Genomic DNA, 12,302 nt, shown 5'->3' with positions numbered 1-12,302 from the left:
CAAACATTTTCTTATGGGGAAAGATTTGATTCTACTTGTTGATGATGATGGTGCCATTCGAAAGATGTTACGCATCGCATTGGAGGCAAAGGGTTACCAAACGATTGAAGCCATATCTAAAAAAGAAGCCATTGAATCTGTTGCTTTAAATTCTCCAAAATTAGTATTACTGGATTTACAACTTCCTGACGGTTCTGGTTTGGAAGTTATCAAAGAGGTTCGTAATTTTTCAGAAATTCCTTTTATTGTTTTGTCAGTGATGAGTTCTGAGGAAGATAAAATATCCTTACTTGATGCTGGTGCAGATGATTATATTACAAAACCATTTAGTATGGGTGAGTTACTAGCAAGGATTCGGACGGCACTCCGACGACTTCCAACGGATGAAACACCTCCCAATTGGGAAAATGCGGGTTTAGTTGTGGATTTTGTCAATCACCAGGTCATCAAAAATCATAATCAGATTCGATTGACACCAACTGAATTTCAAATCTTGACTTTTTTAATCAAAAATTCAGGTAAAGCAATCACTCATGATGTTTTAATCAAACAAATTTGGGGAGAACAGGCGTTAAATGAAATGAATTCGCTAAGAGTTCATATCACTCAACTTAGAAAAAAAATTGAAGATTCTCCTGGTGATCCTAAATTTTTAATCACTGAACCTGGAATTGGGTATCGTTGGTTAAACCAATCGCGAGTTTAAGTATTTCACTGTTATAATGAAATTTCTCTTAATGAGTTTTTAAGAGGTATCTCTATGTCGAGATATTTCTATGTTTTGGGTTTGTATATCCTGTCCTTTCAGAAGAAACGAAGTTTACCGACAAAAAAGAAGATTTTTTTGTCGTTGCTTTCTCCCTGAAATTTTAGGCCAAAAAGGAAGTCCCGTTGGAAAGTTTTCTAGTAATTGGAAACCTTTTTCAATGCTCTAGGGTCTAAATATTGTTCATAGATGTTTCTCCTTATGATACCCGCAGGGAGGGGTCAATATCCCTGATTTTCTTTTTTTTCTTTCCAAACCAATTCCTCTTCCTAAATTCTCTCCATGTTCCTCCGGTTTCGGTATCCTGTTCTTTTACTCCTTTTCCTCTGTTTGGTTCGTTCTGATTTCACACAAAGCCAACCAGCCAGCATCGAATTTTTTACCCCAAATGGATTTGTCAAACAACCGAAACAGGTGACTGTTCGGTTCACAAAACCAATGGTAACCCTTGGGGACATTCGACCGAAGGTGGATATCTTTCAAATCCAGTGTCCACTTCCGGGAACCAGTCGTTTCCTTGATTCCACAACTTGGGTTTATGAATTTGAAAAAGAAGTTCCTGGGGGAGTTGAATGTTCCTTTGATTTAAAAGAGGGAACAAAAACCTTAAGTGGAGAAAACGTGCAAGGGGAACGTAAATTTTCATTCCATACAGGTGGACCTTCTGTCCAGTATTCCACTCCGTATAACGGCGCTTCTATCACCGAAGACCAGATTTTCATTCTGCATTTAGATGCGAAACCGGACTTAGCTTCGTTTCAAAAGTATGTTTACTTTCGTTCGGAAGAATTAGGAAACCGGATCCCGATTGTTCTTGTTACGGGAACGGATCGGAAAGCGATTCTTAAATCTACAGGGGATACAGACAAAGAAGAAACAATTCTTTTAAAATCCAAACAAACCTTTTTACCGGAAAGACAAATCCAATTGGTACTGGGAAAAGGAACGAAATCCGTTTGGGGTGGTGAGATCAGAGAAGATGAAGTCATACCTTTTACGGTAAGGCCAGTGTTTTCTGTTAGGTTCAGTTGTGAAAGAGTCAATGCAAAAGCAGATTGTATTCCAATTCTACCTGTATCGCTTTCTTTTAGTTCGGCGGTGCCAATTTCTTTATTACAAAAAATCAAATTGGTTTCTAAAGATGGAAAAGAATATCCCATGTCTCCTTTTACAGAAAAAGGAAACGAGTTTTATGAATGGGTAAGTTTTCCTGGGCCTTTTCCCGAAAATACTGAATTCGAAATTCGAATTCCAGAAATTGTCGATGATACAAACAGAAGTTTGTCGAACCAAACCTCTTTTCCTTTAAAGTTTAAAACGGATGAGTTTCCACCGCTGGCAAAATTCAGTGCAAAATTTGGAATTTTGGAATCCAAAGCCAAACCTGCGTTACCTGTCACGCTTCGGAATTTAGAAGCAAACCTCCCTTTAAAATCGGTTTCTCTTGGTGTTGGTGGCAAAACCCAAAAGACAATGGACATCTTAGAAATTCAAAAATGGTTTCAAGTTTTAGCCACTAGAGAAAGAGAACAATCTGTATTCCAAAATCCACCTACATCCGCTAGTATTTCTTCTTTCACTCTTCCTAAACCCAATGGGAAAAAACCAATGGAAGTGGTGGGGATTCCTTTGGAAACACCAGGGTTTTATGTGGTAGAACTAGCAAGTGATATCCTTGGAAATAACCTTCTTGAAAAAAAAGGTAAGATGTATGTATCAAGTGCGGCTCTGGTCACAAACCTTTCGGCTCATTTTAAATGGGGAAAGGATACAAGTCTAGTTTGGGTTACAAACTTAGACCAAGGCCTACCGGAGTCGGGAGTCCAAATTAAAATTTTGGACTGTAAGGGAAACTTACGTGGGGCAGGGATCACCGGAAAAGACGGAAGTATGTTATTTGGAAATTTAAATTTCCAAGAGGTTCCTTATTGTGGTTATCATGAGTTAGGTTCAGGGCTTACCATCTTTGTTCAAAAAAATGATGATATTAGTTTTACCTCAAGCACTTGGGACAAAGGAATTGAAAGTTGGCGTTACCAATTGCCAAGTACCTCTACAGGCCATTCGAAAGAAATCAAATCTATTGTGCTTGATAGAACCCTATTTAAAAAAGGAGAGACCGTCCACCTAAAACATGTTCGCCGTGGATTTGGAAACAAAGGACTCAGTCCAGCTGATCCCAAGGACTATCCATCACAAGTCATCATCAAACATGAAGGTTCTGGTGAGGCCTATCCTTTGCCACTGGTTTGGTCTTTTCCTGGACATTCGGAATCCGAGTTTAAAATTCCAAAAACTGCCAAACACGGACAGTATATTGTTTATTATCCTTATTCCAATGAGGATGTTAGTTATGGGGAAACGGTCACACAGTTTCGGGTAGAGGAATTTCGTTTGCCCGTGGTCAAAGGAAATATCCAACTCGCAGGCGACAAACAAGAGTTAATTTCTCCAAAGGAATCCAAAGTTTTGTTTGGATTGGAATATTTGTCTGGGGGTGGGGCTTCAAACTTCCCTGTAAAAATTCGTTCTCAAGTAGTACCTAGCCACTATTCGGCGAGAGAAGAGTATTCGGCATTTTCGTTTTCCCCACAATCCATCACAGAAGGAAAATGGAAGGTGAGTGGATACGATGAAGAAGAAGCAGAAGAATCAAAACCGACTGTTTTATCCACCGCACTCAAAACAGATGAGAAAGGATTTTTAGAATATAAATTTGAAGGTTTAAAACCAGTTCCTGGTTATGGAAGTTTCCAAGTGGAAATGGAATATGCCGATCCATCGGGAGAAATCCAAACCGTAGCCAGAAGTTTTCCTGTTTCTCCCGCAGAAATACATCTCGGAATTTTACCCGATGGTTGGCTTTTTACAGAAGATAACGTAAAACTTCAATTAGTTGCACTGAATGGAAAAGATAAAGCCATCTCTTCTCAAAAAATAAAAGTCACTGCTTATAAAAGAGAATTTTATTCCAACCGTAAACGCCTTGTGGGTGGATTTTATGCGTATGAACACAATGAAGAGGTTACCAAACTCGGAGAATTTTGTGAAGGGAAAACCGACTCCAAAGGGATTCTGATTTGTGAAGGGAAATCTCCTGCAGTCGGAGATATTATATTTCTCGCAGAAACCAAGGACACCAACGGGAATATAACCAATTCTGGATATAGTGTTTGGGTGAGTTCAAAACAAGAAGCTTGGTTTGATGTGAGTGATCACAATCGTATGGACATCCTACCAGAAAAACGTTCAGTGGATGTTGGCGAAACGATCAAAGTACAAATTCGTTCTCCTTTTCGAGAAGCAACTGCCCTTGTGAGTTTAGAAAGAGAAGGGGTTTTAGATTATTTTGTGACACCAATTTCAGGAAAAGATCCTGTGATTTCGATTCCTATCAAAAAGGAATATGCACCTAATGTTTATATTTCGGTTTTACTTGTACGGGGACGAGTGGGTGATCCCAAACCGACAGGGCTTGTGGATTTAGCAAAACCAGGATACCGTTTGGGTCTTACCATGTTAAAAGTGGGTTCCAAACCGTACACTCTGTCCGTATCAGTGAGTCCTGAGAAAAAACTCTATCAAGTCAGAGAAACTGCTAACGTAGAATTAGAAATCAAAACTTCAGATGGAAAGATTCCTCTGGAATCTACAGAGGTCACTCTTGCGGTTGTGGATGAAGCGCTTCTAGAACTTTCACCGAATCCTACTTGGAACTTACTCGATGTGATGATGGGAACAAGACCTCATTCCGTAGGAACTTCCACTGCCCAATCCCAAATCATTGGGAAACGACATTTTGGCCTAAAAGCAAAACCAGAAGGTGGTGGTGGTGGAAAACAATCCACTCGTTCTCTTTTTGAAACCTTAGTGTATTGGAAGGGAAAGGCCATTGTGGGTAAGGATGGAAAGTATAAGTTTAGTTTTCCTTTAAATGATTCTCTTACCAGTTTTCGCATTGTCGCCGTAGCCACTTCTGGTGCCAAAGAGTTTGGAACAGGAATGGCAAAAATCCAAACCACACAAAAAATCCAATCTTTCTCTGGAATTCCACCTGTAGTTCGGTTAGGTGACAACCTCCGTCATGAAGTAACACTTCGTAATGCAGGAGAAAGTAAGGAACAACTTCGTTTGCGTTTGTCTGTGACTGATCTCAAAAATGGATCAGAATCAAAAGAGGATTTAGAAACAAAGTCAGCCATTTTGAATTCTGGTGAAACCAAGGTTATTTTTTGGGATTTGATGGTTCCTGAAAATACCACCAAACGAAAATTTCATTTGGAAGTTTCTTCGCCGAATGGCACAGTCCTCGACCAATTGTCTGTGGAACAAACGGTTCTGCCTGTGGACACGGAAAGAGTTTATCAGGCGGGACTATTTTTGTATGAAACTCCCATCAAAGAATCTGTCCAAGTTCCAGAAGGATCACAACCAAACTCTGGTAAAATGGTTTGGAAGGCGTCTCCAACAATTCTCACTAGCCTTTTCGGGATCCAAACTTATTTCCAAAATTATCCATATTATTGTATGGAACAACGTGTATCGAAAGCCATTGGTCTTAAATCTGAATCCATGTGGAATGATGTATTCTCTGATTTGAATTCCTTTTTGGATTATGATGGACTTGTGAAATATTTTGCTCGAATGGAAAATGGAAGCGAAATTTTAACCGCATATGTATTAACATCTGCTCAATTGGCTAACAAAAAAATTCCCGAGGAAACTTTGGGCAAGATGATTGTTGGTTTACAAGGTTATTTAGAAGGACGAGTGAAAGGAGAAAGATACAAGTTTGGGGCCGATTCGATTGTGCGGAAAATCATCGTTTGGGAAGCTCTCACACGTTACCAAACTTATGAATGGGAACAAGTCAGACCAATCTTTGAAGGAATTGAATTTTTACCTACAGCATCTCTAATAGACCTTTCCGAAATTTGGGGTCGAGTGAATGGGGGAGATACTTCTATAAAGTCTCGCCTGACAAGTACATTACGATCAAGACTTAATATCCAAGGATCGGAACTCATTGTAGCTGATTCTGGATTTACGAATCCTTGGTGGATTTTGGGAAGTCGTGATTATACAATGGCAAAACTTTTACTTTGGGCATTCTCTGAACCAAGTTATAAAAAAGATATGCCTCGTCTAATCAAAGCCTTTGTTAAAATGCAAAAGCGTGGAAGTTACGATACCACCCTTGGAAATGCATATTCCATTTTGGTTTTTGATCGGGTGAGTAAACTTCTGGAATCTGAAAAAGTCACAGGTGGAAAATTAAATATCCAATCGACAAAGGAAAGTTTTAATTTAGAACCTAACGGAAAACAAACGGTATCCCAATCCATTGGAACCAGTCCCGAATCTGTATCTGTGAGTTATGATGGAAAAGGAAAACCTTGGGTGGAATGGTCGGTAAAGTCCATCCTTCCATTGAAAGCACCTATCTCCAGTGGATACCGATTGAAACGAACTTGGGAACCGTTGCAAGTTGCTAAACCCGGAGTATTGTCAAAAGGAGATACAATCCGAGTCACGATCGAAATCCAGGCCGATTCGGATAAAACTTGGGTGGTTGTGGAAGATCCGATCCCACCAGGATCCTTACCTTTGGGTCGGGGGTTTGGTCGGGAATCGATCATTGGCCAAGACTCTAAACAAGGGGATTCTTCCTATTATTTGAGTTTTGAAGAAAAGACCCTATCTCAGTACAGAGCGTATTTTGAATACCTACCGAAAGGGATCCACACTCTGGAGCATAGTTTCCGTTTGAACCATACGGGAAGTTTTAAAATGCCTGCCACTCGGGTGGAGGCGATGTATTCTCCAGAAACTCACGCCGAATGGCCAAATGAAACTGTGAGGATTTCGGAAAATAAGGAATAGGAAAAGTTTACGGATAAAGAGGGCCTGGAATTATGACTCTAATGGGTCCGAACCAAGCCCCTCTTTTCCCCATCCGAATCTTAAAAATTGCCATTTGGTTTACCGTTTTTTTTTATCTATTTTTTTTAGTCTTTAATACAAGTTTTACCATCATGGGAGTTGACGTAGGTGACTTCCTCAAACAATATTTAGGTGCTTTTTTTGGAGTTTACCTTTCAACAACCTTCAAAGTTTTTTCTGTTTCCCTATTCTTACACCTAACTCTTTTTTCACTCGTTTATTTAACTTATCATTTTCTAAAACGTTCTGACGTTTCTTGGTACCATTTATCGGTTTGGGTGATTTTTATCGAATGTTTGGCCTTGTTCCATTCGATGGTAAGTTTCCCTCAAATATATGGTGAGTTCTTTTTCTTTCGATATCCTTCCTTTGCTCCCTTCCTTTATTTTTTAACCGACCATACAAGTCCTGGTTATTTTAGTTTGGTTTTGGGAATGCTTATTTTAGGATTTGTCTCGGTTCTTTTTCGCCAAATTTATCTCCATAAAAACAAAGAAAGTTTTTTTGCTTTGGTTCATGTCTTAGTGATAGGTTTGGTTCATATATCCGGTCACTATATGGTGGGGATTTTTTACTTTGCGATTCTTTTTTGGCAAGGCAAACAATACCAAAGGATTCATATCAAGTCTTATGGAATCATTCTTTTTCTTTTAATTCTATTTTATCTGGTTCCGAGTATATGGAATCAAATCGAAGCATTCACCCATTCGAAAGAAAAAGGGAAACCTCCTGTTTTTATCATCGCCGCTGATTCTCTCAGATACGATAAAATTGGATTCAAAATCAATGAAAAAAGTATTACTCCTAACATCGATTTGTTTGCAAAAGATAGTTTTGTATTTCACGACCATCATACTACCATTCCTCGCACTTTTCCCAGTTGGGCTGATTTACTCACCGGTCAATATGCAATGAGCCATAAGGTTCGAGATATGTTTCCTTCCCCAGAAGAAAAACAAAGGATTGGATCGGTAACATTCCCAACCATCCAACAAAAGTTAAAAGAAATCGGATATCGTAGTTATGCCATTGGAAGTTTTGCCGCTGATATTTTTCCTCGTGCAAACTTTGGATTTGATGAGGTTTTGGCTCCGAATTTTAATGCTCGCATTATGACGGTTCAAAGGACTGCTGAGTCTCAACTTTTCCTCATGCCATTTCTCACGGGATCTTGGTTTTCCGGTGGAATGTATTTAGAAGAAATGGATGGATTGTCCACTTGGGGGGATGGAAATCGTATTTTAGATAGATTCCGTTCGATTCTGAGAAGGGAGGGTTATGATGCATTTTCCGTTACATACTTTTCCAGCGTCATTCATTTTCCTTACACACCAGCATATCCTTATTATAAAACTTTTACTGATCCAAATTATTACGGTAAGTATAAATATTTAAAGTTTGTAGATCCAACAAACGCGTCCACACCTAACGAAGTAGAAACAAAACAAATTCGTGGATTATTTGATAGTGCTGTGTATGCTTTTGATTCTGAATTTGGAGATATCATTTCTGACTTAAAAGAAAAAGGAATTTATGACGAAGCCATCATCATTCTCACAGCTGACCATGGGGAAGCCTTGTATGAAGATGTTCATGGGCAAGGGCATGGGGAACACCTTCGTGGGGAAGCAGTCACACATGTTCCATTTATCATAAAATTTCCTAAATCAACAAACCCTACGAAACCAGATCATGAGTTTTTCGGAATTACATCTAGTGTAGATATTTATCCCACGCTTATGGATTATTTTGGAATCAGTACCAAACAAAAGTTTCCTGGACAATCTTTGTTGCCGGTCCTTGGAAAAAGAAACTGGGTGGATGAACGTTTGATCTATGCAGAAACTGGAATTTGGTTTTCTGATGCCGGAGATCATTTCTTTCAAAAACAAAGAATTCCTTATCCCAATATCCTTTCTCTCCACCAAGTGATCCCTGAAGAAGACTATCAAATTATGATCACAGATCCCATTTACAGAGAAACCATTGCTTTTTCAAAACATAGGTCTGTTCAGAATTCCGATTACAAATTGATTTATATTCCAACACGTCAAGGTGTCATTTTTGAATTGTATGATCGAAAAAAAGATCCCTTGAATACAAAAAATCTTTATCCGAACCATCCCGTGGCAACAAAAATGAAAGACATGTTGTACAAAACTGTGATTCAATGGGAAGACGCAACTCTCGCCGGAGAGTATTTAATACCAAGTTCTTTATCAGATATAAATGAAAACTAAATAGGAAAAAAAGAGGAAACTATGCCGCAACGTAACGACTTAAAATCAATTTTGATCATCGGATCCGGACCTATCGTCATCGGGCAGGCATGTGAATTTGACTACTCCGGAACACAAGCAACCAAAGCATTGAGGGAAAAAGGGATACGAGTGATTCTCGTAAATTCAAATCCAGCCACAATTATGACGGATCCTGAACTGGCGGACGCAACCTATATTGAACCACTCACTGTCCCTGTTTTAGAAAAAATCATCAAAAAAGAAAAACCAGATGCCATCTTACCGACTGTAGGTGGACAGACTGCTTTGAATTTAGCTTTAGCACTTCATAAAGAAGGAGTTTTAGAAAAATACAATGTAGAACTCATTGGTGCTAAAGTGGAAGCCATTCGTAAAGCAGAGGATAGGGAACTATTTAAACTAGCGATGGAAAAATTAGACATTCGTGTTGCGAAATCATTTATGGTTTCCGACATGGAAGCCGCTAGGAAAGCAAAAGATGAAATTGGATTTCCTATCATCATTAGACCAGCCTTTACTTTAGGTGGAACTGGTGGCGGAACTTGTTATGACGAATCTGAATTCGAAGAAATTGCACAAAAAGGACTCTCCGCTTCTCCCATATCACAGGTATTAGTTGAAGAGTCGGTGATGGGTTGGAAAGAGTTTGAGTTAGAGGTGATGAGAGATCTCGCTGATAACGTGGTTATCATTTGTTCCATTGAAAACTTAGATCCTATGGGTGTTCATACTGGTGACTCTATTACAGTAGCACCACAACAAACTTTAAGTGATAAAGAATACCAACGACTTCGTGATATGTCCATTGATATCATTCGTGAAATTGGAGTGGAAACTGGTGGTTCTAATATCCAGTTTGCAGTGAATCCAGAAAATGGGGATGTTATCGTAATTGAGATGAATCCACGAGTTTCGCGTTCTTCTGCTTTGGCATCGAAAGCAACAGGGTTTCCAATCGCAAAAATTGCTGCCTTACTTTCTATCGGATACACTTTAGACGAAATCAGAAATGATATCACTCGAGTGACACCGGCAAGTTTTGAACCTTCTATTGATTATGTTGTAACTAAAATCCCACGTTTTGCTTTTGAAAAATTTCCTGGTTCCGATCCTACGTTAGGTGTTCAGATGAAAGCAGTTGGAGAAGCTATGGCCATTGGTCGTAACTTCAAAGAAAGTTTTCAGAAAGCACTCAGGTCTTTAGAAACGGATCGTTTTGGTTTTGGAAGTGATGGTTATTTGAAGGAACTTTTGGAATGGGAATCTGTCCCGAAAGAAGAAAGAAAAACTTGGTTAACGGCTAAGGTAAAACGCCCCACCGACAAACGTATTTTTTATGTAAAAATGGCATTCGATTTTGGAATGAGTGTCGAAGAAATTTTTGATATTTGTAAAATTGATCCATGGTTTCTCTATCAGTTTGAAGAATTATATCAATTAGAAAATCGATATCGTAAAGAGGGAAAAGCCATCATTGAAGAAATGAAAAAATCTGGTTTTTCCAACCGCCAACTTGCATTTCTCACTAAAGAGGAACAAATCCTTTCTCAAGTTCGTAGTGGGGCAGCGATAGAAATCACAAAAGCAAAAGTAGAAAAAACCCTTCGAGAAGAAGAAGAGGCCATTGAAAAATACTTAGAAGATAAAAAAATCAATCCTGTGTATAAACGAATTGATACTTGTGCCGGTGAATTCGAAGCATTTACGCCGTATATGTATTCTTCGTATGATGAGGAAGATGAAGCAGAAGTAACTTCGAAAAAGAAAGTTATGATTCTTGGTGGTGGACCAAACCGAATTGGGCAAGGAATCGAATTTGATTATTGTTGTTGCCATGCGTCCTTTTCTTTGCAGGAAGCGGGAGTAGAATCCATCATGGTAAACTCCAATCCAGAAACAGTTTCCACAGACTATGATACTTCGGACAGATTGTATTTTGAACCATTAAGTCTTGAGGACGTAATGGCAATCTTTAAAAAAGAAAAACCAGATGGTGTTATCGTTCAGTTAGGTGGTCAAACTCCTTTGAAATTAGCGAAAGCACTCGAAAAAAGAGGAGTTCCCATTATGGGAACAAGTCCAGATTCAATTGACCGAGCAGAAGACCGCAAACGTTTTGCAGAAGTTTTAGAAAAACTGAATCTAAAGTCACCAGACAATGGAATTGCTGCTTCCAAAGACAAAGCAAGAGAGATCGCAAGAAAAATTGGTTATCCAGTTCTTGTTAGACCTTCTTATGTTTTGGGCGGAAGAGCTATGCTCATCGTAAACGAAGAGTCAGAACTCGATAAATATATGGAAGAAGCAGAAGAGGTATCCGAAGATAGACCACTTCTTGTAGATTCCTTTTTACAAGATGCAATCGAAGTCGATGTCGATGCCCTTTGTGATGGGAAAGATGTATTCATTGCAGGGATTATGGAACATATCGAAGAAGCAGGAATTCACTCTGGTGACTCTGCTTGTGTGTTACCTCCGCAAACCATTTCTCAACGTATGTTACAAGAAATTGAGGAAGCAACTTATCGTTTGGCTTTAGAGTTAGATGTAAAAGGTTTAATCAATGTTCAATACGCCATCAAAGAAGAAACTTTGTATGTGTTAGAGGTAAATCCTCGTGCATCAAGAACTGTTCCATTTGTTGCAAAATCAATTGGAATCCCCGTTGTAAAAATTGCTGTTCGTTTGATGTTAGGTGAGCCTTTGTCTTCTTTTAAACTTGGAAAACGTTTTTCAGCACCGATGATTACTGTTAAAGAAGCTGTATTGCCATTTAGCAAATTTCCTGGTGTGGATACGATCCTTGGTCCAGAGATGAGATCAACTGGCGAAGTGATGGGAGTTGCGACAACAAAAGGGGAAGCTTTTGTCAAAGCTCAGATTATGGCAGGGGAAGAACCACCGAAACACGGTACGGTTTTTGTAACCATCAACGATAAAACTAAAAAAGAATTATTGGAACCTGTAAGATCATTGTCCAACCTAGGATACAATATCATCGCAACGGAAGGAACACATAAATTTCTTTCTGATAATGGAATTCTATCTAGTAAAATCAATAAAATCTATGATGGTTACTTCCCGAACGTGATTGATTATATCAAAGAAAAGAAAATTCATTTGATCATCAACACTCCTTTGTCAAGAGTAACTCGTGAAAATGCTTTTACAATTCGACAAGCAGCGATTAAATATAAAGTTCCTTGTTTGACGACAGCGCAAGCTGGCAAGGCGTTAATTCATGGTTTGGTGGAAATGAAGGACAGAGGATTCTCCGTGAATTCCCTTCAGGAAATTCACGCAAAACATAAAAAGAATTAAAGCGACGAAAG

4 protein-coding genes are annotated in these 12,302 nt (G+C 38.9%); all 4 read left to right on the top strand.

Annotated features, from left to right (window positions below):
- Positions 1-13 precede the first annotated feature (13 nt).
- A complete protein-coding gene (locus tag EHQ70_RS05460) occupies positions 14-706 on the top strand; it encodes a response regulator (protein ID WP_135584383.1) in 693 nt (230 codons plus the stop codon).
- A 342-nt stretch (positions 707-1,048) separates the two neighbouring features.
- On the top strand, positions 1,049-6,649 hold the full coding sequence (locus EHQ70_RS05455) for an alpha-2-macroglobulin family protein (RefSeq protein ID WP_135584192.1): 5,601 nt from the start codon (positions 1,049-1,051) through the stop codon (positions 6,647-6,649).
- Positions 6,650-6,690: 41 nt separating this feature from the next.
- Complete coding sequence (locus EHQ70_RS05450; protein WP_135584190.1) at positions 6,691-8,949, top strand: sulfatase family protein; 2,259 nt, start codon at positions 6,691-6,693, stop codon at positions 8,947-8,949.
- Between the two features lie 21 nt (positions 8,950-8,970).
- The gene (gene carB, locus EHQ70_RS05445) at positions 8,971-12,291 is read left to right on the top strand and encodes a carbamoyl-phosphate synthase large subunit (protein WP_135584188.1); all 3,321 of its coding nucleotides are present in this window, start codon (positions 8,971-8,973) and stop codon (positions 12,289-12,291) included.
- The last annotated feature ends 11 nt before the right edge of the window (positions 12,292-12,302 follow it).

This window comes from Leptospira congkakensis, assembly GCF_004770265.1.
Lineage (GTDB): Bacteria > Spirochaetota > Leptospiria > Leptospirales > Leptospiraceae > Leptospira_A > Leptospira_A congkakensis.
The sequence above is the reverse complement of the archived record's forward strand: the minus strand, read 5'-3'. Positions and strand labels throughout refer to the sequence as shown.

Coding starts and splice junctions, on each gene's coding strand:
- EHQ70_RS05460 (WP_135584383.1), top strand. CDS start 14: ATGGGGAAAGATTTGATTCTACTTGTTGATGATGATGGTGCCATTCGA.
- EHQ70_RS05455 (WP_135584192.1), top strand. CDS start 1,049: ATGTTCCTCCGGTTTCGGTATCCTGTTCTTTTACTCCTTTTCCTCTGT.
- EHQ70_RS05450 (WP_135584190.1), top strand. CDS start 6,691: ATGGGTCCGAACCAAGCCCCTCTTTTCCCCATCCGAATCTTAAAAATT.
- carB (WP_135584188.1), top strand. CDS start 8,971: ATGCCGCAACGTAACGACTTAAAATCAATTTTGATCATCGGATCCGGA.